Raw genomic sequence first — 24,797 nt, forward strand, 5'->3', positions numbered from 1 at the left:
ACGCTGCCGGGGACAGGCGGTGCCGGTTCTCACAATTCGCTATCGTTTTGGTAGCTGCAGGCGTAGATTTTACAAGGAATCCGGGCCTATTTTATGGAATGTCTGGCGGCCACATTCAGTGCAGGCGGTCAGCCAGCTGGGCCAGGCCGGCGCGGCGGTGCACGCCGAGTTTGTCGAACAGGCGCTGCAGGTAGGTGCGCACACTGGGCAGGGCAATCGCGAGTTCGCGCGCAATTTCCTTGTCGGTCAGGCCGCGGCAGACGCAGCGCGCCACCTCCATTTCGCGCCGGCTCAAGGGCACGGCTGGCAGGCAGTCCAGTGGCGCCGGCAAGGAGCGGCGCGCGCGCCGCAACGCGGCCACGAAGGCCGGCGCGATCAGGTCCAGCAGCTGCTTGTCGTGGGCCGTGAACTCGTTGCCGCTGCGGCCGCGCCAGATACGCAGGTCGCCCAGCGCCTCGTCGCCGTCGAAGGCATGCAGGTTGATGCCCCAGTACAGGCCGTCGCGCGCCAGGAAGTCGTTGAAGAACTCGGTTTGCAGGAACGCCTTGCGCGGCATCACCTCGCTGACCAGGGTGGCGTGGCGGCGTGACTGCAGCGCGAAGGTGATCGGGTCGCGGTACTGGTACCAGGCCTCGTAGCGCTGCAGGTTGGCCGGGTCCATGTTGACGGCCACCGGGTGGGCAAAGCAGCCCGAGGGCGCGCTCCAGATGTAAGAGGCAAAGTGGTCGGCGCGGAACAGCGCCAGCGTGGCCTGGCCCATGCGCTCCCGGATTTCGCGCTCGTTCAGGTCTTCGGCCAGCAGCGAAAAGCAGGTGGCCAGTGCGCGTTGCTCGGTGCCGGACAGGAACATGGCAGGCCTCTCAGGGAGAACAGGGGTGAACCGGTTGGAGCGGCAAGCCTAGCGCGAACAACGGCCACGGTCAATCTGCCATGTCATCGAATTCGATGACAGACAGCCAGGGCGGCGGGCGCGATGATTTTGCGGCAAGCACCACCATTCACCAGGAGCGACCATGTCCCGTTTTTCCCTTCCTCACACCTGCAGCGCCCTGGCCGCCGCAGCCGCACTTTCGGCCTGCAGCGGCCCGGGTGGTCTGCGCGGCGCGCCTGACATCGACACGCTCACCGCCACCGAAGCCGCAGCCCGCATCTGTAGCGGCGCGCTGAGCAGCGAAGCGCTGGTGCAGGCCTACCTGTCGCGCGCTAGGGCCCGGCCCGAGCTGAACGCCTTTGTCACGCTGGACGACACCGGCGCCCTGAAGGCCGCGCGCGCGGCTGACCAGCGCCGCGCCGGGGGCGGCCCCTGCCTTGCGCTGCAGGGCGTGCCCATCGTCGTCAAGGACAACATCCAGGCCCGGGGCCTGCCCGCCACGGCGGGCACGCCGGCACTGAAAAACTTCGTGCCCGCCGCCGACGCGCCCGTGTTGCAGAAGCTGCGCGATGCCGGCGCCATCGTGCTCGGCAAGACCAACCTGCACGAGCTGGCTTTTGGCATCTCGGGCTACAACCCGGCCTTCAACACCGGGCCCAACCCCGGCGTACGCAACGCTTACGACGCCAGCAAGATGGCCGGGGGCTCGTCGTCCGGCAGTGCGGCTGCGCTGGGCGCGCGCATGGCGCCCGCCGGACTGGGCACCGACACCGGCGGTTCGCTGCGTATTCCCTGCGCGCTCAATGGCTGTGCATCGCTGCGGCCCAGCATGGGCCGGTACCCGCAGGCCGGCATCGCGCCGATTTCCCACACGCGCGACACCGCCGGCCCGATGGCGGTGGCCATGGCCGACGTGGAGCTGCTCGACCGCGTGGTCACCGGCGCGCCCGCCCTGGTGGCCGCCGACCTTCGGGGGGTTCGCCTCGGCCTCGTGCCCGGCTTCCTGGCCAACCTTGACAGCGACACACGCGGCGCCTGGGAAGCGGCGCTGGCCCGGCTGAAAACGGCTGGCGTCACCGTGGTCGATGTCGCCATGCCGCAACTGGCCGAGCTCAATGGCAAGGTGGGGTTTCCGCTGGCGCTCTACGAAGCCTACGACGACATGGTGGCCTACCTGGCCAGATACAACACCGGCGTCAGCATCGGCCAGATGGCAGCAAGCATCGCCAGCCCGGACGTGAAAGGCACTTACGACGCGCTGGTGATTCCGCGCAAGCTGCCCGGCCCGAACGGACTGGTCGATGCCGCGCCCATCTATCAGGCGGCGATCACCGTGCACCGGCCCGCGCTGGTCAAGCTGTATGCCGACACCTTTGCCGGCCAGCGGCTCGATGCGCTGGTGTTCCCCACCGTGCCGCGCACCGCGCTGCCCGCCACGCCCGAAGCCAGCAGCCTGGAGAACTTCGGCCTGTTCATCCAGAACACCGACCCCGGCAGCAACGCCGGCATTCCCGGCATCCAGCTGCCCATGGGCCTGGGCGCCAGCAGCCGCCTGCCGGTCGGGCTGGAGCTGGACGGACCGGCCGGCAGCGACCGGCGACTGATTGCGATTGGTCTGGCGCTGGAAAAGGTGTTGGGGCGTTTGCCGGCGCCGCGCTAAGCGTTCGCCCTCCGCCTGGCCTGTCGAGGCGCTGTAACGGGACAGGTTTTCGGGATTGCTACTGTTTTCATAGCTGCTGGAGCCCGCCGGAGAAGGGCTAAAGGTCTTTTTTACTTGACGTTTTCAGTCAAGGGGCTTCCAGCCGGCCAGCCTGCACCCTCGGCCAGGGCGGCGCTGGCAGCCGCACCGCGTTGTTCATGCACCCGCCCATGCGCCGGCGGCGTCCGGCGCGAAGTCCTGACGATCTGCACCGTGCCTGCGCGTGAGCGTGCGGCCTGCCGCTGGTCCTCGTTATGATCTTGCCCGGGGCGCGTCCTGCCGTCTGCCCCCGCCGACTGTCATGCTCCGGGCCGCACGTTGCTGCTGCTACTGCGTGACTTCCCTTTTTTTGACGACCCGGCCTTCCCTGCGTGGAGGGCGGGAGACGTTTTTGCCAACCATCCCTGACGAATTCACCATGAACATCACGGTCAACCCAGAATTGCTTGCCTACATCGATCCGCTGACGGCCGACGAACGCGAGGCCCTGGAGCGCAGCCTGCTGGCCGAAGGTTGCCGTGATGCGCTGGTGCTGTGGGGCGACATGCTGGTGGACGGCCACAACCGCCACAGCATCTGTACCCAGCACGGCATCCCTTTCAACACCGTGCAGAACAGCCATTTCAAATCCATGGACGACGTGCACCTGTGGATGATCGACCAGCACCTGGGCCGGCGCAGCGTTTCCGACTTCCAGCGCGGCGTGCTGGCCCTGCGCAAAAAGGACATTCTGGCGGCGCGCGCACAAACAACGGCGGATGCCTCTTCCGCGTCCGACCAGGCGCCAGACGGCCCGACCCCGGCGCCCGGCCCCCTGCTGACGCGCGACGCGGTGGCCAAGGCGGCCCGCATCAGCAGCAACACCATCAGCCAGATCGAGAAGATCCAGAAGTCGGCCGCGCCCGAACTGATGGCGGCGGTGAAGTCCGGTGCGATTTCCATCAACGCGGCCGCCACCGTGGCCTCGCTGCCAGTCGAAGCGCAAGTGGCCGCCGCCGCCGGTGGCCGCAAGGAACTGCAGCAGGCCGCCCGCCAGGTGCGCGAAACCCGCGCCGTGGCGCGCACCGAACCCGAATCACCCGAGGGCGTGATTGCGCGGCTGCGGCAGACCATCAGCGAACTGACGGCGGAAAATGCCGCGCTCAAGGCGCAGCTTGCCGGGCAAGGGCGCTGAGTTGGCAGCACCGGTGAGTTTGCCTCTCACCGGGTTTTATGAGTCAAACAGGCCTACAGCCCTTATGCAACGTACGCAATCAGCTATCAAATAGTGAGCATTCGGGCGTCACCAGCCCTGCCACACCAGCCAGCCGCCCAGCACCAGCAACCCGCCCAGGAAGCACGCACGGAAGCCGTCCTGGCTCAGGTCGTCGCGCAGGTTCTGGCCCAGCCACATGCCCAGCATGGCAGGCAGCAGCATCAGCAATGACTGCGCAGCCGAGTCGGCATTCAGGTGGCGGCTTCCCGCCAGCGCCCCTGCCAGCGCGAGTGTGGAGACCGTGAACGACAAGCCCAGCGCCTGCGCCATCTCGTCCTTCTTCAGCCCCAGCGCCTGCAGCCAGGGCACGGCCGGCAGCACAAACACGCCGGTCGCCGCCGTCAGCAGGCCGGTCAGCGTGCCGATGAGGCCGGACAGGCCCGCTTCCCGCTTCGGCCTGGGTGGCGGCAGGCGCAAGCCCGCCAGCATGGCCAGCGCATAGGCGACCAGGCTCAGGCCCAGCCACAGCATCGCGTGCCCGCCCGGTGTGGCCATCCAGCCGCGCCCCAGCCAGACGCCCAGGCAGACGCCCGCCATCATGGGCCACAGCCGCCTGGCCAGCGCCCGCAGGTGCCCGCCGCGCGACATCTGCCACAGGTTGGTCGCCAGCGCGGGCAGCACGAGCAGGGCCGCGCCTTCGGCCACCGGCATCATCAGCCCCAGCAGACCCATGGCCACTGTCGGCAGGCCCATGCCCAGCACGCCCTTGACGCCGCCCGCTGCGAGAAAGACAAAACTCACCAGCACGAACTCGTGGACGTCGGGGACAAACATGTCTGCTCCTCAAATGCGGGATTGCAGTGTGGCCCGATATCGTCGCCCTGACCATCTGTCTTTGCTTGAGGTAGGCTCAGCGCTGTGTGTAGCCACCGGTGACCTCAATGCGTTTTGACTGGACCGACCTTCAGCTTTTTGTGCACGCCTGCGAAGCCGGCAGCATGACGGCCGCCGCCAGCCGCTCGCACCTCACGCTGGCTGCCGCCAGCGCGCGCCTGCGCGGCATGGAAGCGCAGGCCGGCGTGGCGCTGCTGCTGCGCCACTCACGCGGCGTGCGGCCCACGGCCGCCGGCGAAGCGCTGCTGCGCCACGCCCATGCCGTGCTGGCACAGATGGCCCAGCTGCGCGGCGAGCTGGCCCTGCATGGCCGCGGTGCCCTCGGAAAAATCCACCTCATGTGCAACACCTCGGCCCTGGTGCAGCACCTGCCGCCACTGCTGGCGGCCTTCCTGAAGGAGCACCCGTCCATAACCACCGTGGTCGAAGAAAGCGCCAGCCCCCTCACCGTGCAGGCGGTGAGGCAGGGCGCCACCGACATCGGTATTGCGTCCGATGCGGAAGACATTACCGGGCTGCAGACAGCTTTTTTCTGCAAAGACCCGCTGGTGCTCGTGCTGCCGCGCGGGCACGCGCTGGCGCGCAGCCGCTCTGTGGCTTTTGAACAGGTGCTCGATTTTGAGTTGGTGGGGTACAGCGCTTCGAGCGCCTTGCACACTTATCTCAGCCTGCAAGCGGCACAGCTGGGCAAGCCCATGCGTGTTCGCGCCAACATCGGCAGTTTTGATGCGATGTGTACCTTGGTGGAGCAGGGTGTGGGGGTGGCGGTGGTGCCGGCTGCTGTGTTGGGGCGAAGTAGTGGGAACGGGCGGCTCACTGTGCGTCCCATGTCGGATGGGTGGGCCAAGCGATCGCTGGTGTTGTGTGCGCCGATGGATCTGGTGGAGTCGCAGCCGGCGGGGCGGTTGTTTCAATTCTTAAATGCGAGCGACTTATAAGCTTTCTTTGAGCTGAGTAGCTCAATGCTCTACGGGGGGAGACGATAGTTCGGGAAGTGCGGCTGGAGGCAACTCTCTAGATTTGGAGATCATTGAGTATTTGATCATCCTGCTAATTCCGTCTAGTCCTGGGAACAGTGTTGCTGCGGTGAGTCCCATAAGCTCTAGATCCCTTAATGCTGCATTTGCGCAACTTATCGGAACGTCTGCTGCGTACATGAATGTTTTCCCAGCGACGTCTTCTATCTCGTGAATGAAGGCCTGCAAATTTGCCACATTAGTGACTAAAAATTGCCCCTGTTGAGCCAGTATTCTTGGGTTAAGTCTGGGGGAAACGCTCAGTGCGGCTACGTATGAGCTGATGATTGGTAGAGTAACAATACGCGGCGAAAAGAAATTTAAAAACTCGTGTGTTAGTGCATAGACGCGAACGTGAGTCGCGGTAGGCCGATAGATCTTCATTTCTACAGCGTCCGTGAACGCAAAGAATGCAGCGATGTAAGGGGATCTCGTCCAGTCTAGTAGTGGTGTTGGAAGTCCGTGATGCTGAGCGAGGCCTAATAGCATGCCGTAGTCATCCCCATTCCTCATATCAATGGTTTGGTTTAGTACGCCTTCTGAGAAAAATCTAAATGTATGTAATTCGTTCCAGCAATAGCGTTCAAGCCGGTTTCTACCAATTCGGTGTAAGGTTGTTGACAATTCGAATGAGTTATTTCCATGTCCTCTAAAGGATACGGCATTGCCTTCAGTTGTGATTCGGTCTGACCATAACTTAAAATCACTCCATGTTTTACAGCGTGTCGCATTCAATGCCTTCGTTTTTTGTGGATTGATGCGCACCTTGGCGATCACGAGCGCCCCCTCTGGCGATATCCAAGATCCGTGTAAGAAATTGCCCTTTTTCTTCAACTCCACTGTGTAGCCGCTCCTAATGAGCTCCGCTTGGGCTTCGGTCAACTTCGAATAAATAATTTCCCCATTTTGGGGGGACGCTTCATAGAGATTGGTCAGTGTTAACTTTAGCCCTTGCACTGAGTAAGTGCAGTCGGCTAGTGCGGCGCGCCGGAAGTCGTCTGTCCACCAGTGGATCATCGCTTTCGACGGTTCATCGGCGTCTACACAGAGCATGAGTCGTGCATGCTTCTCCGATATTGTTAGCATTCCGAAATGCTGTCCTAGCTTCATTTATCCCCCCTTGCCATACTGGCGCTGTTATGCGCCTTCCGCTCTCGCTGCCGCCGTTGTAAAGGCTTTTAGGTGGCAGCTTACGAGTGAACAGGCGTGTGATGAATAGTTAGCCTTCTAACCTATGTTGCTAGTGAAGTAAAGTGACCTTAAGTGAAGAAGATCGCTGTAGTCGCGTTGAACGTTCATCGGCGGTACTGGTACTCATAGCGTAATTTCGTACATCGGATTGTTTCCACTAATTGAACAAAACCATTTGTTGCCGGCTATAGCTGGTGTCAAGGCCAGCTGAAAAACAGTCAAACTATCTTGGCTATGATGCTGCAATGCACTTCCAACTATCTCCCCCTTCCGCCTGACTCGCACTGCACCCGGCTTCACGCCGGGTCGCGCATGCGGCCGCGCTTGTTCTGATTGACGCAGGACAACAGAACGCGGCCACGAGTTGACGCGCCTGCCTGCCTTTTTTTCTTTCCTCTGGCTGCATACAGCCTTGCAGCAGGCGCACGGATGGAGATCTTTTTTCATGAATTCCCGAACATCGGCCGCTTTGGCCTGGGGTGGCGTCCTGCTTGCGGGCGTCTTGTGGGGTGTGGGCGCGTTGGTTGCCCAGTCGGTGATGCAGGGCGGCGGCATGTCGCCTTTCAGTTTGTCTTTAGCGCGTTTTGCGCTGGGTCTGCCGCTGTTGTGGTGGTGGCACTGGCGGCAGGTGGCTGCCACGCCGGCCGCCGGTCAATGGCGGAACTTGCCGTGGCGGGAGAGGGCGCTGATCGTTCTTACCGGCCTGGCCATGGCGATGAACGTGACCTGCTGGTTCATGGGTGTCAGCTACATCGGTGCCGCCTTGCCGACCGTGATTTCGATTTGCTGCGCGCCGGTGATCGTGGCGCTGCTGTCGGTGTTGCGCGGCTATGAGCGTGCCAGCGGGCGGTTATTCGCAGCGCTGGTGCTCGCGCTGATTGGCGTTGGCTTGATCGTTTTGCCGGCTGAAGCGCTCGTGCTGCCGAAAGACTACGCAGCGGGCCTGGCCTGGTCGTTTGCGTCGGCGGCCTTGTACGCGCTGGTGGTGCTGGGCAATGCGCGCATGCCGGCGCATGTGCCGGCCGTCAGCGCCTCGGCCTGGGGCATGACGGTGGCGGCGCTGTTGATGCTGCTGCTGGCCGGCGCGCAGGGCATCACCTGGCCACGTGACGGCGTGGCCTGGCTGCAGGTGGCTTACACGGGTGTGGCGACTACCTCGGTTGCTTACCTGGCGTTTGCGTGGGGCGCGCGTCGGCTGTCACCGACGGCGGCCGTCGTGGGCACGTTGATTGAACCGCTGGTGGCGGCATTGGCAGCGGCCTGGTTGTTTGCCGAGCCGCTGACGGTGCGGCAGGGCGTGGGCGCCTTGTTGCTGGGTGCGGCGATGGTGCTGCTGGCGCGGCGTTCTTCTTGACGGGGCTCGGCGCTGTTCTCTCTGAGTTTGGCCTGTCCTGAGCCTGCTGAAGGGAGAAGGGGCGAAACGAGAAAGGCTTCGACAGGCTCAGCCCGAACGGGGTGTAGCGGGTCTGTCACGAGTTGCGAAAGTATCGTTAGTCCCAGAACGGCCGGGCCTGCCGGGCCAACAGGTCGCAGGCCTGCTGGCAAGCCTGCACATGCATTTCGCGGCGGGCGCTGAGCCAGCCCGCGCCGAACAGGGCGCGCGGGTCGTGGCCCGACAGGCCTTGCCAGACCTGTAGCGCCGCCACTTCGTCGTGGTAAGTGCCCAGCGCGTCCTGCAGCGGCTTGAGGGCCGCCAGGTAGGCGCCGGCCTTGCGTTTGGCGAAGAGGGGCTGCGCAAATTCGGCCAGGTAACGCAGGCGTTTGAGGCGCTTGCGCAGTGCGTGTTGTTCGGCTTCGGGCAGGGCCGTGAACTGGCTGCCTTGCGCCAGCACCTGCTTGTGCAGTTTGGCGAGGCGCTTGCGCAGGAATTTCTTCGGCGATGTGTCGTCAGGTGCGGACGCGCCCTCGTCGGGGGCGGTGTGAACAAAACCGATCAGGCCCAGCAGGGCCTGCTGGAAAACCGGTGTGCGTACCGACTCGGCGGTGCCGGGCAGGGCGCCCAGGGCCTCGTGCCAGTCCAGCGGCGGGCCGCCTGCGGCTTCGATCCGGGCCTGCAGCGTGCCGAGCAGGTAGTCGCGGTCGCGGTGCTGACCCAACGCGCGGAAAACGGCAGCCAGCGGCGCCTCCCATGCATCGCCCTGGTCACCCCAGCCGCCGGCGAGGGCCCCGAGTTCCCGCAGCGCGGTGCGCAGCCGGCGCAGACCGACGCGCAACTGGTGGATGTTCTCTGCGGCGCTGCAACCGCCGGCCACGTCGCTGGCGTTGGCCAGCACCTGTTCCAGGCAGGCAGCCACCGCGGCGGCAGCCACCTCGCGGCCCGGGGCGTGGCGGGGAAAGCGCGGCGCTTCGGCGCCCACGGCCGCGCCGAAGTCCTGGCCCAGCGCCAGGCGCTGGCCTTTGAGGGATTTGCTCACGTTGCTGAGCCACAGGCCATGCCTGAGGCACCAGGTGCTGGCCAATGCCACCGCGCCAGCTGCCTGGCCCTGCTTGAGTTCGAGCTCGAGCTCGCGCACCGGCAACGTTTTGTCGCCGGCGGTAATGTGGCCCTGGTCCAGCGCCAGCTCGACCAGCGCGCCGCGCGCCCGCACGATTCGCGTGAGGCGAACCATGTCGGTTGCGTAGACAAGGGTGAGGTCGGGAGCCGCCGCATCGGGCGGCTGCTTGTTCAGGGCCTGGCGGATGCGTTCGCCGACCGGCGTGCCGTCGTGGCGCGACAGGTCGGGCAGGGGCGCGGTCCGGCTGCCCAGCACGACGTTGTGTTCGAGCCGCTCCAGCGGCCGGCTGCCCGGGGCCTTGGCCGTCTGCACCCAGTGTCGGCCCTCCTTGCGCAGGCGCAGCACCACACCCCGTGCCGCCAGCGCACCGTCTGCCGTGTCGAAGTAGCGCGCCCGCAGGCGCTGGGTGCGTGTCATGCCGCGACGCAGCGCCGCCTCCACCGAAGCGAGCCGGGCGGGCGGGATTTCAAGCTTGAGTTCGAACTCGGTCATGGTGGGGCCTGTGGCGGGAGGGTGCCTCCATCCTACGCGCCCGGGCGCCATGCCCTACACGCAGCAGGCGGCCTTCTGCCGGTTTATGAAGCCATATCGGCCTCCAGCCCTTATGGGTCGGTCGCCAAAAGCTATGAATTCAATAGCGTGTGCAGGGGAATGTCTTTCGCCGTGGCCAGCTGGTCGAGCTGCGCGCGTGTCTGTGTGAGCATGAAAGCCGCTATCGCCTGGTGGGTGGCGGGAGCGAACATGGCCTGGATGCTTGCAGCCTCCACGCCCGCCGCGGCGCACAGGGCGGCGGCGAAGTGCGGCTCCAGCGCGGCCACCGCCACACGGCCGTCGCGGCAGGGGTAGACCCGGTAGCCGGCATGCGCACCACCGACCGAACCGGTAGGCTGTGTCAGGCCCCATTGCCGCGGCAGGGCCAGGTAGGCCGCCGCATCGGACAGGGCCACTTCGATGAAGGCGCCGCGCGGATGCGGGTCGCCCGAACCGGCATAGGGCTCCTGCCGCTGCAGGGCCGCCTGCAGAACGGCTTCGCTGGCCATCAGCGAGCCACTCATGTCGGCGTACAGCGTGGCGGGCAGCTCCAGCCCGGGCACCAGGCCGTTGTCGGCCAGGTAGGTCAGGTCGTGGCCGGGTTCCTCGGCGCGGGCGCCGGGGGCGCCGACGATGGCGACATGCGACAGGGCGGGGTAGAGCGTGTGGATTTTTTTCCAGCCCAGACCGAGCTTTTCTATTGCCGAAGGACGGAAGGAGGTGAGCAGCACGTCGGTTTTTTCAAGTTCGCGGTGCAGCGCCTTCTGGCCGGCGTCGGTTTTCAGGTCGGCGGTCAGCACTTTCACACCTTCATGCAGCTGCGCGTAGGCCGGTTTGTTGTACAGGCCCATGGGGTCGCCCGAGGGCGGCTCGAGCTTGATGCAGGTGGCGCCCATCTGCCGGCAACGCATCAGCGCGGCCGGGCCCGGCAGGTTAAGTGCCAGGCTCAGGATGCGGATGCCCTGCAGGGCCCGGAGGGGAGGGGTTTTGGCAGCGGCAGAGGGTGAGGAAGAAGACATCGGGGTGGTGAAGGGTCGGGAGGAAAAGCGGTGCTGGAGGGCGGCGCTGAAGCGTCCGGGTGCACTTGACCTTACCAGACTTTCTGGCCGCAGAGGCGATGGAATTATTTTGTAAAACTTAATGTTTTACAGATAATAATTATTGTATTACAGATATTTAAGGCCATAATACCTGCCACACGACACAGGAGTCATCCATGAAAAATGCATTTGCCGCAAGCACCCTGGCACGCCCTGACGTGCAACGCCTGAACAGTGCCTTTGCCTGGGTTTGCGCCCTGTTGGCGGTGGCCTTGCCGCTGGCTGTTCTCTACCAGCTGGTGACCACATCGACGGAGGGTTTGTTGCTCCGATCGGGCGTCAGCCTGACGGCGCTGCAGGCAGCCATGCTGGACGTGGAGCTGTGGCAGCGCATGCTGGTCGTGGTGCTGGGGATGGTGCCGGTGTGTTGCGCGTCCTACGGGCTGGTCTGCGCCATGCGCTGCTTTTCGGGCTTTTCCCAGAGCGAGTATTTCAGCCTGCGCAACGTGCGTTATCTGCGCGGTTTCGCTGCGGGTGTTTTCGCCTCGGTGGTGGCGGGGTTTTTCGGCGCCATGGCGATCAGCGTGGTGTTGACCCTGGGCGCGCCGGCTGGCCAGCGCGCGCTGTCCCTCGGTCTGGGCAGCAACGAGCTGCTGACGCTGCTGTTTGCCGGCATGGTGTGGCAGATCGCCGCAGTCATGGCCAAGGCCGTGGCCCTGGCGGAAGAGAACGCCCAGTTCGTCTAGCCCGTGGGCATCGTCGTCAAACTCGACGTGATGCTGTCGCAGCGCAAGGCCAGGTCCAAGGACCTGGCTGCCTACGTCGGCATCACGCCAGCCAACCTGTCACTGCTCAAGCAGGGTAAGGTCAGGGGCGTGCGTTTCGATACCCTGCAAAAGATCTGCGAGTTTCTCGACTGCCAGCCCGGCGACCTGCTGGTGCATGAGGCGGATGGCCAATGACGGGGAGCCGTCAGCCCATCCGTCCGTGAGACCGTGACCCCGACACACCGGCCTCAGTTGCCGAAATCGAGCGGCAGGCCGACGTAGTTTTCGGCGACCGAACGGGCGCCGGTCTCCGAGTGGACGATGTAATCCAGCTCCGCGTCCTGCAGCTTCTGGCCGATCGGGCCGTTTTCCGGGAAGTGGTGCATCAGGCTGGTGAACCACCATGAAAAACGTTCGGCGCGCCAGATGCGCTTGAGGCAGCGTTCGGAATAGGTGTCGATGCCAGCTTCGGTTTTGTCGGCGTAGAACTCGATCAGCGCACTGGACAGGTATTTCACATCGGTGGCGGCCAGGTTCAGGCCCTTGGCGCCGGTGGGCGGCACGATGTGGGCCGCGTCCCCGGCCAGGAACATGCGTCCGAAACGCATGGGTTCGGCCACGAAGCTGCGCAGCGGGGCGATGCTTTTTTCGATCGAGGGACCGGTGACGAGTTTGTCGCGGCCGCTGGCGTCCAGGCGCAGGCGCAGCTCGTTCCAGAAGGCGTCGTCCGACCAGGCTTCAACCTTGTCGGTCAGCGGCACCTGCAGGTAGTAGCGGCTGCGCGTGGCGCTGCGCTGCGAGCACAGCGCAAAGCCGCGTGTGCTGTTGACATAGATGAGTTCATGGTGCACCGGGGGGGTGTCGGAAAGCACGCCCAGCCAGCCGAAGGGGTAGACCTTTTCGTACTCGGTCACCGCGCCCTGGGGCACGCTGGCGCGGCACACGCCGTGAAAGCCGTCGCAGCCGGCGATGAAGTCGCATTCAATTTCATGCGTCTGCCCGTTTTTCTCGTAAGTCACGCGCGGCTTCTTCGTGTCGAAGTCGTGCACGGCGACGTTGCCGGCTTCGTAAATCGTGGGCAGGCCGGCCGCCTGGCGCGCATCCATCAGGTCGCGGGTGACCTCGGTCTGGCCGTACACCATGACGTTCTTGCCGCCGGTCAGGCCGTTCATGTCGATGCGGTGGCGCTCGCCCTTGAACAGCATGTCGAAACCGCCGTGCACCAGCCCTTCCTGGTGCATGCGCTGGCCGACGCCGGCTTCGTCGAGCAGGTCCATGCTGACCTGCTCGAGCACGCCGGCGCGGATACGGCCCAGCACATAGTCGCCGCTCTGCCGCTCGACGATCACGGCGTCAATGCCGGCCTTGTGCAGCAACTGGCCGAGCAGCAGGCCGGACGGGCCTGCACCGATGATGGCAACCTGGGTACGCATGTCTGTCTCCACTTCGTTTGGGCTAACCGGCAAGCGTAGGCCCTGCGTCTGCCCGCCGCCAGACCGACGCGCGGGCGATGCACGATCTGCAGGCGGTTTGTGCGATGATCGCGCAATGAGCAGAAATTCCCCACCCGACGGGCCGCCGGGCGCGGTCCTCCAGACCAGCCGGCCGATTGCCAGGGCCGACATGATCGAAGGCATGGCCAAGGGCATGGCGGTGCTGGAGAGTTTTGACACGCAGCGCCAGCGCCTGAACGCCACGCTGGCCGCCGAACGCGCCGGCATCACACGCGCCGCCGCGCGCCGCCACCTGCTGACGCTGGCGCACCTGGGTTACCTGGAGACGGACGGCAGCTATTTCTGGCTCGCACCCAAGGTGCTGCGTTTTTCAGGCAGTTACCTGGCGTCGGCACGGCTGCCGCGCGCCGTTCAGCCCACGCTGAACCGCCTGGCGGCGCAGACCCAGGAGTCTTTCTCGGCCGGGGTGCTCGATGGCGACGAGGTGGTGATCGTCGGGCGCAGCGGCTACGAATGGAAAAACGGAACCGGCGGCGCGGTACGCGTGCTGGCCTACGGCCTGCACCTGGGTGCGCGCCTGCCGGCCCATGCCACCTCCACCGGGCGGGTGCTGCTGGCCGCCAAACCCAAAACCGGCCTGACACAGTGGCTCAAGGGCCGGACCTTGCCGCGCCTGACCACCCGCACCATCATCGACATCCGGCAGTTTCGCGCGGTGATCGAACAGGTTCGCGTCGACGACTGCTGCCTGGCGGTGGAAGAACACGAGCTTGGGGTGCATGCGCTCGCGGTACCGCTGCGCAACATGCAGGGCAAGACGGTGGCTGCGCTCAATGTCGTCGCGTCGCCGCAGCGCCTGAGCGCCCAGCAGATGCAGCGTGACCTGCTGCCGCTGCTTTTCGATGCCGCCAGGGAACTGCGGCCGCTGATGTAGCCGCCCGGCAGGGCGTCATGCGTTGGTCGGCAGCGTGAAGAAGAAAGTCGCGCCCTGTTCCGGCGCCGACTCGGCCCAGATGCGGCCGCCATGGCGCGAAATCACGCGCGCGACGGTGGCCAGACCGATGCCGGTGCCCGCGTATTCGGCGACATCGTGCAGGCGCTGAAAGGTGCCGAAGAGCTTGTCGGCATAGGCCATGTCAAAGCCGGCGCCGTTGTCGCGCACAAAGAAGGCGCCGCGCGGTGACAGCCGGCCCACTGAAATTTCGGCGTTGGAGCAGCGAGCGCTGAATTTCCAGGCATTGCCCAGCAGGTTTTCCATGACGGCTTGCAGCAGCCGGCTGTCGCCATGCACCAGCAGGCCTGGCTCGACGCTGTACACCACATGCCGCGACAAGTCGGCGGATTGCAGGCGCGCGAGGATTTCGGAGCTGATGGCGCTGAGGTCCACCGGTTCGTGCTGGACCGCCTGCCTTGTCACATGGGCCAGGGACAGCAGGCCTTCGATCAGGTGGCCCATCCTGTCGACACCGGCCTGGATACGTGCCAGGTAGTGCTGGATCCTGGGACTTGCCTGGTCCCGGAGCTCCTTGAGCAGCAGACGACTGAAACCGTCCACCGTGGTCAGCGGCGAGCGCAGGTCGTGGGATACCGAGTAGGAGAACGCTTCCAGTTCCGCGTTCGACAGCCGCAGGGCGGTCTCGGTCGCCTTGATTTCCGTGATGTCCACATCAATGCCGACCCAGAACATCTCTTCGCCGGTCTCGTTGAACACCGGCGACACGCGGTAGGACATGAGGCGGTAGCTGCCGTCCGGCGTGCGCAGGCGCCGGGTTCCAGCGTGGGGCATGCGGGTCTGGCGGTGGTTCTGCCATGCGTCAAGCATGCCTGCCAGATCATCCGGATGCACCAGAGACATCCAGGCGGTGCCGTGCCAGTCGGGCGGCTCCCCACCGAAAAGCTGGTACCAGGCCTGGCTGACAAAGGTGGCATTGCCCTCCGGGTCAATAGTCCAGATCGGGTACGGCGCCTGCTCGGCCAACGCCCCGAGCAGTGCTTTCTGACGGGACAATTCGCCTGTGCGCTGGGCGATTTTTTCCTCCAGGCTGCTGTTGAACTCCTGGACCTGGGCCAGCAGCTTGACGTTGTCGATCGCGATCAGGGCCAGCTCGGCGAGTTCGGTGGCAACGTATTCGTCCTGCCGGGTGAACTCGCCCGCGTGTTTGTCCGAGAGCTGCAACAGGCCGACGTTGCTGCCGTCACGTCCGGTGAGCGGCACGGCGAGCCAGCCGCGCATGGGCGGGTGCCGGTCCGCATAGGCGCCGAAGCCGCGCCAGCGCGGATGGGCCTGGAGCTCCGCCTGCGTCAGACGCAGGGGCCGGTTGGTCTCGCCGATGACGGCGGAGATCCCGCTGCCATCGGGCGGCTCGATCAGATGGCGGTAGTTCGCGTATTTGTCGGACAGCGACAGCGCGGTGAGGACCTGGCCCTTTTCAGGGCCGCGACGCAGGCTGATGGCCGCCTGGTGGGCGCCGATGACCCTGCGCGCCTGGTCCGCCACTTCCTGCATGACCGCGTCCAGCGAGTGGTGCTGGGTGATGGCCTGGGCCGCCTCTGCGGCACGCTGCAGGGTTTGCAGATGGGCCTGTAGTTCATGTTCGGTCTTGACGCGTTCGGTGACATCCTGCAGCGCCCCCTGCATGCGGACGATGGCGCCGTGGCTGTCCCGTACGGCCTGGCCCATCGAGCGAACCCAGATGTGGCGGCCGGTGCCGGTCACCATTTCCACCTCGACATCGAAAGACGCGCCGCTTCTCACACATTCCTGAGCCACCCGGTCGGCCAGCGCCCGCGACTGTTCTGTGCAGAGGTCGATCGCAGACCTCAGGGTGGGGGTGCTGCCCTGGGGGTGCTCAAGGATCAACAAGGCTTCATCCGACCAGTGAAGCCGCATCTCGGGCAACTCCAGCGCCCAGCCGCCCAGCCGGGACAGCTGGCCCGCCATGCGCAGCAGCGCGGTTTGTGCATGCAGCGCCGCTTCGGCCTGTTTCAGGTCGTCAATGTCGGTGGAGGTGCCGTACCACGAGACAATGCGCCCGGTGGCGTCGCGATTGGGAAGCACCCGCGCCAGTTGCCAGCGGTAGCTGCCGTCAGCGCAGAGCAGGCGGTGTTCGTTGTGCAGGCTTTGTCCGCTGTCGATGGCGAGGCGGAAATCCGCGGCGGTTCTTTCCAGGTCATCCGGATGCACCCGGGTGAACCAGCCGCCCTGCAGCGAGGCTTGCGCCGGTTGCCCCGTCACCTGGGTCCATTGGTCATTGACGAAAGCCATGTGACCGTTGGCATCGGTGATGAAAACGATTTGCGGCATGGCCTGCGCCAACTGACGAAAGCTCAACTGGGTCCGTGCCCGCTGCTGGGAATAGCGGTAAAGCAGCATCGACATCAGTGCTACCGTCGCCGCCGCTGCCAGCCAGATCAGCCAGGCCAGCGTGGCGAACCGCTTCCAGGGGGCCAACACCTCCTCATAGGGAGCGCCGGCGTAGATCACCAGCTGGGGATACGCGTCGATGACGCGGTAGGCGATGATGCGGACGCGACCATCGATTGCGCTGGTGGTCTGATAGACGCCTTGCGTGCTCCGGGGGAGCTGTTCGGAAAACAGGGGTAGATCGGGAAAGGCCTTGCCCATGACGTTGTCGTCCATCGGACTGCGCATCATCAGCACCCCGTCGCGCCGGAACAGCGCAATCGCGCCGCCGGCGCCCAGGTCCACCCCGCGCCAGAGTCTGTCGAAGTAGGGTGGTTCCACCGCGGCCACGATGACGCCTGCAAAGGCGCCGTTGGCCGCCCGCAGTGGCCTGGACGCGCTGATCAGCCAGGTGCCTGTCGAGCGGCTGCGCACCGGCGTGCTGATGTGAAAACCGGTCGAGGGGTTCTGCTGGTAGATGTGGAAATACTCGCGGTCGGCCAGCTTGATACCGATGTTGTCGAGGTCTGAATCGAAAACGATGCGGCCGTCGGTATCGACCACCCAGATCGCGCGAACGTAGGGCAGGCCGCTGAGCTGCTCGCGCAGCATGGCGCGCGCCGAGTGTTCGTCCAGCCGTTTTTCCTCCTGCAATGCCCGCAGGCGGTTGGCTGCCAGTTGCAGGCGCTGGTCCACCGTCTGAAAGGATCGGCCGGTTTGTTCCTCGATCACCTGCACCAGGGACTGGATCAGTTTTTCCCCGGCGCGCACGGCTTCGCCGCGAAGGTAAAAAAGTGCGATGGCGACCGCGCAGGCGGAAACAAGCATCAGGCCGCCGGTCACCCAGGCAATCGGGCGGCCGATCGAGTCCTGTGCAGAGTCTGCATGCATCCGGGATGGCCGGAGCGGCGCATCAACTTGCCAGGGCCAACGCATGCATCCAGCCTTTCAGGGGGCCGGTCAGGACGCCCGGCATAAGACCATGATGCCATGCAGGTCGAACTTTGTCGATTCTGTCCGGCCCTTGCCGCGCCAGAACCGGTGAGGCTCGCTTCGTTGGGTGGCGTGGCCGCGGTTTCGGCGTGTCAGACGCCCAGGTATTGCGTGAGGAGCTCCGGCCGCGCCTGCAGGTCGGCCGAACTGCCTTCGAACACCACTTCGCCCTTGACCAGGATGATGTTGCGGTCGGTGATCTGGGTGACGTGTTTCCAGTTCTTGTCGACGATGACGCTGCTGATGCCGCTCTCGCGGATCACGCCGCAGATGCGCCAGATCTCGCGTGCGATCAGCGGTGCCAGGCCTTCGGTGGCTTCGTCAAGGATCAGCACGTCGGGGTTGGTCATCAGCGCACGGCCTATTGTGAGCATCTGCTGCTCGCCGCCACTGAGTTGCTGACCGCCGTGGCCGAGACGTTCTTTCAGCCGGGGGAAGGTCTCCAGCACGCGTTCGTAGGTCCAGTCGTGCCTTCTGCCCACGCCGTCTGCAGCGCTGCCCGGTCTGCCGGCGCGCGCGGCCATCTTGAGGTTCTCGACCACGCTGAGGTTGCCGAAGATGCCACGGCCCTCGGGCACGTAGGCGATGCCGAGCTGGGAAATCTCGTAGGGCGCGCGGCCCAGCATCGCCTGGCCCATGATGTCCAGGCTGCCCGAGCGCGGCTTGACCAGGCCCATGATGCTTTTGAGCAGGGTGCTTTTACCCATGCCGTTGCGGCCCATGAGGCCGATGGTTTCGCCGCGCGCCACGGAAAAGTCGATGCCGCGCAGGATGTGGCTGGCGCCGTAGTAGGTGTGGATGCCTTTGGCATCGATCAGCAGGTCGGCCATCAGTCAAGCCTCCGACGGGCCGCCCCTAGGAGGCTTGGGCCCCCTTGGGGGGCAGTGCAGTACACGAAGTGACAAGCGTGGGGGCTCATGATTCCTCGCCCAGGTAGGCGGCCTGCACGCCGGCGTCGGCGCGGATCTCGGCGGGTGTGCCGCTGGCAATCACCTGGCCGTTGACCATCACGGTCAGCCGGTCGGCCAGCGTGAAGACGGCGTCCATGTCGTGTTCGACCAGCAGGATGCCGTGGTCGGCCTTGAGTCTGAGCAGGAGAGCCACCATGCGCTCGGCCTCGGCCACGCCCATGCCGGCCAATGGCTCGTCGAGCAGCAGCACCTGCGGCTCGGTGGCCAGCGTCATGGCAATTTCAAGCTGGCGCTGTTCGCCATGGCTGGTGGCGCCGGCGATCGCCTGTTTTCGGTTCTCCAGACCGGAAAGCTCAATAGCCCTTTCCGCGCGGTCGTTGACTGCTCTCAAATGAGTAGCGCGGCTGAGCCACTGCAGGGCATGCGGCTGGCGCGACTGCGCGGCCAGGCGGACGTTTTCCCAGACGGTGAAGGGCAGGAAGATATTGGTTTTCTGGTAGCTGCGGCCCAGGCCCTGGCGCGAGATTTTTTCCGGGTTCCATCCGGTGATGTCGCGCTCGCCCAGCCGCACCGAGCCCGAGCTGGGCGGCAGGTCGCCGGACAGGAGGTTGGTCAGCGTCGATTTGCCGGCGCCGTTGGGGCCAATCACCGCGTGGATCTGCTTGCGGTGCAGGTCCAGCGACACGTCGTTGACCGCTGCCAGGCCGCCGAAACGTTTGGTCAGATGTTGGGCAGAAAGCAGAACCTCACTCATCGCCAGCCCCCCGACGCTTGCCGAAGCGTTCGACCAGGCCCAGGATGCCGCGCGGCGCAAACGTCACCAGCAGCACGATGAACAGGCCCATCCAGAGCTGCCAGTGTTTGCCGAGGTTCACCGTGCCGACGGTGGGCAGGTCCTTGAAGACATGCAGCAGGTACTCGAAGGCAAAGGCGCCGACAATCGCGCCGGCGAAGTTGCCCATGCCACCCAGAATGACCATCATGATGGCGTGCGCGCTCATGTGAAAACCCATGAGTTCGGGGTTGATATAGCCGGTTTGCGTGCCCCACAGGTAGCCCGCCAGGCCGGCCAGTGCGCCGGCCAATGTGAAGGCCGTGAGTTTGTAGCGAAAGGTGCCGTAACCCATGGCCCGCATGCGGTGTTCGTTGACCCGGATGCCGGCCAGCGCGCGGCCGAACGGGCTCCACAGCAGGCGGCGCAAAAAGGCGTAGACCCCCAGCATCACGGCCAGTGTGAAGTAATACAGCGTGCGTTTGTTGTCCAGGTCAAAGGGCATCCAGCCGAACAGGCTGGCGTCGGGCCGGAAATTGATGTACAGCCCGTCCGAACCGCCCAGCACCTTGTTGTCAAAGAACAGGAAAAACACCATCTGCGCAAAGGCCATGGTGACCATGATGAAGTAGATGCCGTGGGTGCGAACGACGAAAAAGCCGATGATCAGCGCGGCCAGCCCCGAGGCCAGCACAGCCACCGGCAGCGTCCACCACAGGCTGACGGCCTCGCCTTGCGGCATCAAAAAGGCCAGCGCATAACCGGCCAGGCCGAAGTAGGCGGCATGCCCCAGCGAGACCAGGCCGGTGACGCCTTGCAGCAGGTCCAGGCTCATGGCAAAAATCGCCATGATCATCATGCGCGTCACCATCTGGGTGTAGAAGTCGGTGCCGGCAAAAGGGAAGGCGACGAGGGCAACCAGGCCCAGCACCAGCGTGACCTGCACGCCGCGCGGCAGGACTTCCAGGTTGGCTTTCATCGTGCTCATTGCTTGAACAAACCTTCAGGCTTCCAGAGGAGAACTGCGGCCATCAGCATGTAGACCAGCATGCCCGCCACCTGCGGCAGCAGCACCTTGCCGAAGGTGTCGACCAGGCCAACCAGCAGCGCGGAAATGAGGGCGCCGCGCACCGAACCGATGCCGCCGATCACGACCACCACAAAACACATGATGAGCACCTGCGAGCCCATGTTGGGGTAGACACTGGCGATCGGCGCGGCGATCATGCCGGCCACCGCGGCCAGTGTCACGCCGAGGGCAAACACCACGGCGTGAATCAGCTTGATGTTGATGCCCAGCGCGCCGGCCATGTCGCGGTTGAAGGCGCCGGCGCGGATCTTCATGCCGAGCCGGGTTTTTGAAATCAGCAGGTACAGGCCGACGGCCAACGCAATACACACGCCGGACATGAAGAGGCGGTAGACCGGGTAGGACAGGTTCTCGGTCAGCGGGATGGAGGCGCTGAGCAATTCGGGAATCGGCACACCATGGACGTCGTCGCCCCACAGGATGGAGCGCAGTTCTTCAAAGATGTAGATCAGGCCGAAGGTCAGCAACACCTGGTCCAGGTGGTCGCGCTGGTAGAAGTGGCGAAACAGCAGCCATTCCAGCGCAAGCCCGAAAATCGCCGACAGCACGGCCCCGCCGAGGATGGCCAGCGTGAGGCTGCCGAAATAGGCGCTGAGCGACCAGGCGAGGTAAGCGCCCAGCATGTAGAAGCTGCCGTGGGCCAGGTTGACCACGCCCATGATGCCGAAAATCAGCGTCAGGCCGGCGGCCAGCATGAACAGCAGCAGGCCGTACTGGACGCTGTTGAGCAGCTGGATGAGAAAGTTCGCGAGATCCATCGTGTCGCTTCAGGCATGCCTGCGGGTGAGCAACAGGAGCCCGCCCATGAGTGTGAACAGCCCGCCCGAGACGCGATTGAACCAGCGCACCGCGCGGCTCGAACGCAGCAGCGGTGCAATGCGCGAGACGCCCAGCGCGCAGCCGCTGAGCACGCTGAACTCGAAGGCCATGAAGGTCAGCGCGAGGATGGCGAACTGCGGCACGAAAGGCTCGGCCGGATTGAGAAACTGGGGAAAGAAGGCGGCGAAAAAAAGCACGGCCTTGGGGTTGCTCGCACCGACGAGGAATCCGCGCAGGAAAAACGAACGGCGCGGCGTTTCAGCCGGGCCCGCATCGGCCCGCAGCACCGAGGCGTCATTGCGAAAGGTTTTGACGCCCAGGTAAATCAGGTAAGCCGCACCCAGCACCTTGGCCACCGTGAAGGCCGTTTCCGAGGCCGCCAGCAGCGCGCCCAGGCCCAGCGCTGACAGCAGCATCACGCCCAGCACGGCGCTGACGCTGCCGGCCACCGAGGTCATGGCCTTGCGTGGGCCATGGTTCAGCGAGGTCGTCATGCACATCAGCATGGTCGGGCCTGGGGTGAAGATCAGCAAGGCGACGGCCGCGAGGTAGAGGAAGTAGGTGGTGACGGTCATGGGGAAAGCGAAAAGGATGGTCGCTGCGAAGCCAAGCAATACGCGTAAAAAAAATGGGAGGTTTACGAACCTCCCATTTTGGCGGGAAAGAAAGCTTAGCCCATCTTGCAGCCGGCGCCGGAATCGGCCAGCGCCTTGGCAGCCACGCCGATCACCTTGTTTTCCTTGTTTTCGACCTGGCGCAGGTAGATGTCCTGAACCGGGTTGTGGGCCTTGCTCATGGTCCACTTGCCGCGCGGGCTGTCGATCACGGCGGACTCCATCGCCTTGTACAGGGCAGGCTTGCTGTTGAGGTCACCCTTGACGGCATTGGCTCCCTGGATCAGCAGCAGGCCGGTGTCGTAACCCTGCACGGCGTAGACGTCAGGCTGGCTCCGGTAGGCCGTGGCATAGGCCAGGCGGAAGGCCTTGTTGCGCGGCGTGTCCAGCGAGTCGCTGTAGTGCATGGTGGTGATGATGCCGTCGGCCGCGGGGCCGGCGGCGTCCAGCACACCTTCGGTCAGAAAGCCCGATCCGTACAGCGGAATCTTGCCTTTGAGGCCGGCCGCGGCATAGTCGCGGATGAACTTGGCAGCGCCACCACCGGCAAAGAAGCAGGCCACGGCGTCCGGCTTGAGGGCGGCGATTTCGGTCAGCAGCGCCTGGAACTCAACGTTGGGGAAGGGCAGGCCCAGCTCCTTGATGATGGTGCCGCCGGCCGCGGTGTAACTTTCCTTGAAGCCCTCAAAGGCCTCGTCGCCGGCAGCGTATTTCCAGGTGATCCAGACGGCTTTTTTGTGGCCGCGGGCGACCATGGCCTGGCCCAGCGCGCGGGTGGGCTGGGAGTTGCTGAAGGAGGTACGAAAGACGTTGGGCGCGCACAGGCTGCGGGTGGCGGCATGCACGCCGGCGTTCGGGATCAGGCTCAGCACGCCGGAGTCGCGCACCACTTTCTGGATACCCATCTGCACGCCAGAGTGCACCGTGCCAACCAGCACGTCGACCTTGTCGCGCTGCACCAGCTTGCTGGCGTTTTCAACGCCCTTGGAAGGCTCGGACTCGTCGTCCACCTTGAAGTACTCGATCTCGCGCCCGCCGAGTTTGCCGCCCTGCTGGTCGATAGCGAGGCGAAAACCGTTTTCAATCGCCACGCCGAGCTGCGCGAAGGTGCCGGTGTAGGGCAGCATGAAACCCACGCGCACCTTGCCCGATTGCGCCCGCGCCATCTGGGGGAGCAGCAGACCGGTGGAGGCGGCGCCGATGACGGCAGCACTCTGGCTCAGGATCAAACGACGTGAAGGAAGGCGTGAGGTCATGGATAACTCCTGGTTGGAACGGAAGGGCAGACGCCGGAAGGCCTCAATGGTAATGGCGGTCGGCGCCCGACACCCTAGTGAAAAACCCGAGATTGAAGATTAAATTGTTTATGCCTAAAGCAATTACCCTGCCAGCCCCTGTGCACTCAAGCGGTGCCCTGGCGCAGCTTGAAGCGCTGGATCTTGCCGGTGGCGGTTTTCGGCAGCTCGTCCACAAATTCCACCCAGCGCGGGTACTTGTAGGGCGCCAGTTGCTGCTTGACGTGGGCCTTGAGGTCGTCAGCCGACGCGGCCTGCCCCTTCTTGAGCACCACAAAGGCCTTGGGTTTGACCAGCTGGTCGGCGTCGGCCAGACCGACCACCGCCACTTCCAGCACCGCCGGATGTGTCATCAGCGACGCTTCCACCTCAAAGGGCGAGACGTAGATGCCGCCAACCTTGAGCATGTCGTCGGTGCGGCCGCTGTAGGTGTAGTAGCCGTCGGCGTCCACCGTGTATTTGTCGCCGCTGCGTGTCCACTCGCCGGCAAACGTGGCTTTGGTCCTGGCGCGGCTGTTCCAGTACATCAGGGCCGAACTCGGGCCGCTGATCTGCAACTCGCCGATTTCGCCCGCACCGCAGTCATGGCCGTCGTCACTGACGATGCGCAGCGCATAACCGGGCACGGCCTTGCCGGTGCTGCCGTAACGCACGTCGCCGGGGCGGTTGCTCAGGAAGATGTGCAGCATTTCGGTGGAACCGATGCCGTCGAGGATGTCGCAGCCGTACTCGGCGGTCCATTTGTTGCCAATGCCGGCGGGCAGGGCCTCTCCGGCGCTGGTGCAGACGCGCAGGTTCAGTTCGCTCCCTGGCGGCCGCGCCGGGTCCGCCAGCAGGGCGGCGTACAGCGTGGGTACGCCGTAAAAGAGGGTGGGCTGGTGCTCTTTCAGGATGCGGAAGACCTCGGCCGGGGTCGGTCGCGCCGGCAACAGGATGGCCGTGGCGCCCACGCTCATCGGAAAGGTCAGGCCATTGCCCAGCCCATAGGCAAAAAACAGCTTGGCGGCAGAGTAGACAACATCGGATGCCCGGATGCCCAGCACGCCGCGGCCATACAGCTCGGCGGTCTGGATCAGGTGGCTGTGCAGGTGCACCGTGCCCTTGGGCGTGCCGGTGGAGCCGCTCGAATACAGCCAGAAGCAGGCGTCGTCGGCACAGGTGGGCGCTACTGTTTTGGTAGCTGCCTGCGCACGCACCATCTGGGCCAGAGCCGTATTTGATGATGAATCGTCGCCGGCCGTGATCACCGTGCGCAGGGTCGGGATCTGGCCGATCAGTGGCTCGAACGCCGGCAGCAGGGCTTTGGAGACGATCAGGCCCTGGGCGCGCGAGTCGCGCAGCATGAAGTCGAAGTCGGGCGTGGTCAGCAGGGTGTTGGCCGCCACCGGCACCACACCGGCCAGAATGCAACCGAGGAAAGCCACCGGCCATTCCGGGGTGTCCAGCATCGCCAGCAGGACGCGGCTCTCGGGCGCGAAGCCCTGGGCCCGCAGCGCGTTGGCAAAACGGTGCGCCTGCTCGTCGAGTTCGCCATAACTCAGGGTGGCGCCGCTGACGGCGTCGATGAAAGCCGGCTTCCCGGGGTGGCCGGTATTGCGTGCCAGCAGGTCATGGGCGGCGTTGTAGTCGCGGGGGATGTCGACACGCGGGGGGCTCACCGAGTGGTCGGCGCTGCTCAGGTTCATGGGGTCTCCGGGTGCTCTTGTTTTTATAGCTGCCTGCGCCCGCTGTTATTGGGCTGGGAGCT

General features: G+C 64.8%; 21 protein-coding genes. 7 read left to right on the plus strand and 14 right to left on the minus strand.

All coding sequences use genetic code 11. The features are described from left to right. Positions 1-115: 115 nt before the first annotated feature. A complete protein-coding gene (locus PSV26_RS17430) occupies positions 116-850 on the minus strand; it encodes a helix-turn-helix transcriptional regulator (protein ID WP_300572441.1) in 735 nt (244 codons plus the stop codon). A gap of 163 nt (positions 851-1,013) precedes the next feature. Here PSV26_RS17430 and iaaH point away from each other — a divergent pair, with 163 nt between their 5' ends. Further along, on the plus strand, positions 1,014-2,531 hold the full coding sequence (gene iaaH, locus PSV26_RS17435) for an indoleacetamide hydrolase (RefSeq protein WP_300572443.1): 1,518 nt from the start codon (positions 1,014-1,016) through the stop codon (positions 2,529-2,531). A gap of 457 nt (positions 2,532-2,988) precedes the next feature. Next, on the plus strand, positions 2,989-3,744 hold the full coding sequence (locus PSV26_RS17440) for a hypothetical protein (protein ID WP_300572445.1): 756 nt from the start codon (positions 2,989-2,991) through the stop codon (positions 3,742-3,744). A 108-nt stretch (positions 3,745-3,852) separates the two neighbouring features. Here the strand turns inward: PSV26_RS17440 and PSV26_RS17445 are convergent, their stop codons facing one another. Beyond that, positions 3,853-4,599, minus strand: coding sequence for a sulfite exporter TauE/SafE family protein (locus PSV26_RS17445; RefSeq protein WP_300572447.1), 747 nt, complete (start codon positions 4,597-4,599; stop codon positions 3,853-3,855). A 107-nt stretch (positions 4,600-4,706) separates the two neighbouring features. Here PSV26_RS17445 and PSV26_RS17450 point away from each other — a divergent pair, with 107 nt between their 5' ends. Further along, positions 4,707-5,597: a LysR family transcriptional regulator gene (locus PSV26_RS17450; RefSeq protein ID WP_300572449.1), complete on the plus strand. Its 891-nt coding sequence runs from the start codon at positions 4,707-4,709 to the stop codon at positions 5,595-5,597. A gap of 21 nt (positions 5,598-5,618) precedes the next feature. On the opposite strand, the gene PSV26_RS17455 is transcribed toward PSV26_RS17450, so the two are convergent. Further along, complete coding sequence (locus PSV26_RS17455; RefSeq protein WP_300572451.1) at positions 5,619-6,785, minus strand: FRG domain-containing protein; 1,167 nt, start codon at positions 6,783-6,785, stop codon at positions 5,619-5,621. A gap of 526 nt (positions 6,786-7,311) precedes the next feature. On the opposite strand from PSV26_RS17455, the gene PSV26_RS17460 reads away from it, so the two are divergent. Further along, on the plus strand, positions 7,312-8,220 hold the full coding sequence (locus PSV26_RS17460; RefSeq protein WP_300572453.1) for a DMT family transporter: 909 nt from the start codon (positions 7,312-7,314) through the stop codon (positions 8,218-8,220). Positions 8,221-8,356: 136 nt separating this feature from the next. Here PSV26_RS17460 and PSV26_RS17465 read toward each other — a convergent pair whose 3' ends face one another. Both PSV26_RS17465 and PSV26_RS17470 read right to left on the minus strand, forming a co-directional pair. Further along, positions 8,357-9,853: a CYTH and CHAD domain-containing protein gene (locus tag PSV26_RS17465; protein ID WP_300572454.1), complete on the minus strand. Its 1,497-nt coding sequence runs from the start codon at positions 9,851-9,853 to the stop codon at positions 8,357-8,359. Between the two features lie 131 nt (positions 9,854-9,984). Then, positions 9,985-10,911, minus strand: a complete 927-nt coding sequence (locus tag PSV26_RS17470; protein WP_300572456.1) for a CoA transferase — start codon at positions 10,909-10,911, stop codon at positions 9,985-9,987. A gap of 197 nt (positions 10,912-11,108) precedes the next feature. Between PSV26_RS17470 and PSV26_RS17475 the strand changes: the two genes are divergently transcribed. Continuing rightward, positions 11,109-11,678 (plus strand): DUF2975 domain-containing protein, encoded by a 570-nt coding sequence (locus tag PSV26_RS17475; RefSeq protein WP_300572458.1) that lies wholly within the window; start codon positions 11,109-11,111, stop codon positions 11,676-11,678. A 3-nt stretch (positions 11,679-11,681) separates the two neighbouring features. After that, on the plus strand, positions 11,682-11,894 hold the full coding sequence (locus PSV26_RS17480) for a helix-turn-helix transcriptional regulator (protein ID WP_300520592.1): 213 nt from the start codon (positions 11,682-11,684) through the stop codon (positions 11,892-11,894). A 53-nt stretch (positions 11,895-11,947) separates the two neighbouring features. Here the strand turns inward: PSV26_RS17480 and pobA are convergent, their stop codons facing one another. After that, positions 11,948-13,132, minus strand: a complete 1,185-nt coding sequence (pobA, locus tag PSV26_RS17485) for a 4-hydroxybenzoate 3-monooxygenase (RefSeq protein WP_300572460.1) — start codon at positions 13,130-13,132, stop codon at positions 11,948-11,950. Between the two features lie 115 nt (positions 13,133-13,247). Here pobA and PSV26_RS17490 point away from each other — a divergent pair, with 115 nt between their 5' ends. Continuing rightward, a complete protein-coding gene (locus PSV26_RS17490; protein ID WP_300572461.1) occupies positions 13,248-14,087 on the plus strand; it encodes an IclR family transcriptional regulator C-terminal domain-containing protein in 840 nt (279 codons plus the stop codon). 15 nt (positions 14,088-14,102) lie between these two features. Here the strand turns inward: PSV26_RS17490 and PSV26_RS17495 are convergent, their stop codons facing one another. From PSV26_RS17495 to PSV26_RS17530, 8 genes are all read right to left on the minus strand, one after another. Continuing rightward, positions 14,103-17,447: a PAS domain-containing protein gene (locus PSV26_RS17495; protein WP_300572463.1), complete on the minus strand. Its 3,345-nt coding sequence runs from the start codon at positions 17,445-17,447 to the stop codon at positions 14,103-14,105. 194 nt (positions 17,448-17,641) lie between these two features. Beyond that, complete coding sequence (locus PSV26_RS17500; RefSeq protein WP_300572465.1) at positions 17,642-18,379, minus strand: ABC transporter ATP-binding protein; 738 nt, start codon at positions 18,377-18,379, stop codon at positions 17,642-17,644. Between the two features lie 85 nt (positions 18,380-18,464). Next, positions 18,465-19,214, minus strand: coding sequence for an ABC transporter ATP-binding protein (locus PSV26_RS17505; RefSeq protein WP_300572467.1), 750 nt, complete (start codon positions 19,212-19,214; stop codon positions 18,465-18,467). After that, positions 19,207-20,220 (minus strand): branched-chain amino acid ABC transporter permease, encoded by a 1,014-nt coding sequence (locus PSV26_RS17510; protein WP_300572469.1) that lies wholly within the window; start codon positions 20,218-20,220, stop codon positions 19,207-19,209. The genes PSV26_RS17505 and PSV26_RS17510 overlap by 8 nt, the downstream gene beginning before the upstream one ends. Next, a complete protein-coding gene (locus PSV26_RS17515; protein WP_300520605.1) occupies positions 20,217-21,080 on the minus strand; it encodes a branched-chain amino acid ABC transporter permease in 864 nt (287 codons plus the stop codon). The genes PSV26_RS17510 and PSV26_RS17515 overlap by 4 nt, the downstream gene beginning before the upstream one ends. A 9-nt stretch (positions 21,081-21,089) precedes the next feature. Next, complete coding sequence (locus tag PSV26_RS17520; protein ID WP_300572471.1) at positions 21,090-21,716, minus strand: LysE family translocator; 627 nt, start codon at positions 21,714-21,716, stop codon at positions 21,090-21,092. Positions 21,717-21,811: 95 nt separating this feature from the next. Beyond that, positions 21,812-23,011, minus strand: a complete 1,200-nt coding sequence (locus PSV26_RS17525) for an ABC transporter substrate-binding protein (RefSeq protein ID WP_300572473.1) — start codon at positions 23,009-23,011, stop codon at positions 21,812-21,814. A gap of 146 nt (positions 23,012-23,157) precedes the next feature. Further along, positions 23,158-24,735, minus strand: a complete 1,578-nt coding sequence (locus tag PSV26_RS17530) for a benzoate-CoA ligase family protein (protein WP_300572475.1) — start codon at positions 24,733-24,735, stop codon at positions 23,158-23,160. Between the last annotated feature and the right edge of the window lie 62 nt (positions 24,736-24,797).

The sequence above is a fragment of the Polaromonas sp. genome, from assembly GCF_029945685.1.
Taxonomy (GTDB): domain Bacteria; phylum Pseudomonadota; class Gammaproteobacteria; order Burkholderiales; family Burkholderiaceae_C; genus Polaromonas.

Bases quoted from the DNA above. Each gene is read 5' to 3' on its own strand.
- PSV26_RS17450 (WP_300572449.1), top strand. From the start codon at position 4,707: ATGCGTTTTGACTGGACCGACCTTCAGCTTTTTGTGCACGCCTGCGAA.
- PSV26_RS17530 (WP_300572475.1), bottom strand. From the start codon at position 24,735: ATGAACCTGAGCAGCGCCGACCACTCGGTGAGCCCCCCGCGTGTCGAC.
- PSV26_RS17440 (WP_300572445.1), top strand. From the start codon at position 2,989: ATGAACATCACGGTCAACCCAGAATTGCTTGCCTACATCGATCCGCTG.
- PSV26_RS17460 (WP_300572453.1), top strand. From the start codon at position 7,312: ATGAATTCCCGAACATCGGCCGCTTTGGCCTGGGGTGGCGTCCTGCTT.
- PSV26_RS17515 (WP_300520605.1), bottom strand. From the start codon at position 21,080: ATGGATCTCGCGAACTTTCTCATCCAGCTGCTCAACAGCGTCCAGTAC.
- PSV26_RS17490 (WP_300572461.1), top strand. From the start codon at position 13,248: ATGAGCAGAAATTCCCCACCCGACGGGCCGCCGGGCGCGGTCCTCCAG.
- pobA (WP_300572460.1), bottom strand. From the start codon at position 13,132: ATGCGTACCCAGGTTGCCATCATCGGTGCAGGCCCGTCCGGCCTGCTG.
- PSV26_RS17455 (WP_300572451.1), bottom strand. From the start codon at position 6,785: ATGAAGCTAGGACAGCATTTCGGAATGCTAACAATATCGGAGAAGCAT.
- PSV26_RS17470 (WP_300572456.1), bottom strand. From the start codon at position 10,911: ATGTCTTCTTCCTCACCCTCTGCCGCTGCCAAAACCCCTCCCCTCCGG.
- PSV26_RS17465 (WP_300572454.1), bottom strand. From the start codon at position 9,853: ATGACCGAGTTCGAACTCAAGCTTGAAATCCCGCCCGCCCGGCTCGCT.
- PSV26_RS17475 (WP_300572458.1), top strand. From the start codon at position 11,109: ATGAAAAATGCATTTGCCGCAAGCACCCTGGCACGCCCTGACGTGCAA.
- PSV26_RS17520 (WP_300572471.1), bottom strand. From the start codon at position 21,716: ATGACCGTCACCACCTACTTCCTCTACCTCGCGGCCGTCGCCTTGCTG.
- PSV26_RS17495 (WP_300572463.1), bottom strand. From the start codon at position 17,447: ATGCATGCAGACTCTGCACAGGACTCGATCGGCCGCCCGATTGCCTGG.
- PSV26_RS17445 (WP_300572447.1), bottom strand. From the start codon at position 4,599: ATGTTTGTCCCCGACGTCCACGAGTTCGTGCTGGTGAGTTTTGTCTTT.
- PSV26_RS17525 (WP_300572473.1), bottom strand. From the start codon at position 23,011: ATGACCTCACGCCTTCCTTCACGTCGTTTGATCCTGAGCCAGAGTGCT.
- iaaH (WP_300572443.1), top strand. From the start codon at position 1,014: ATGTCCCGTTTTTCCCTTCCTCACACCTGCAGCGCCCTGGCCGCCGCA.
- PSV26_RS17430 (WP_300572441.1), bottom strand. From the start codon at position 850: ATGTTCCTGTCCGGCACCGAGCAACGCGCACTGGCCACCTGCTTTTCG.
- PSV26_RS17510 (WP_300572469.1), bottom strand. From the start codon at position 20,220: ATGAGCACGATGAAAGCCAACCTGGAAGTCCTGCCGCGCGGCGTGCAG.
- PSV26_RS17505 (WP_300572467.1), bottom strand. From the start codon at position 19,214: ATGAGTGAGGTTCTGCTTTCTGCCCAACATCTGACCAAACGTTTCGGC.
- PSV26_RS17500 (WP_300572465.1), bottom strand. From the start codon at position 18,379: ATGGCCGACCTGCTGATCGATGCCAAAGGCATCCACACCTACTACGGC.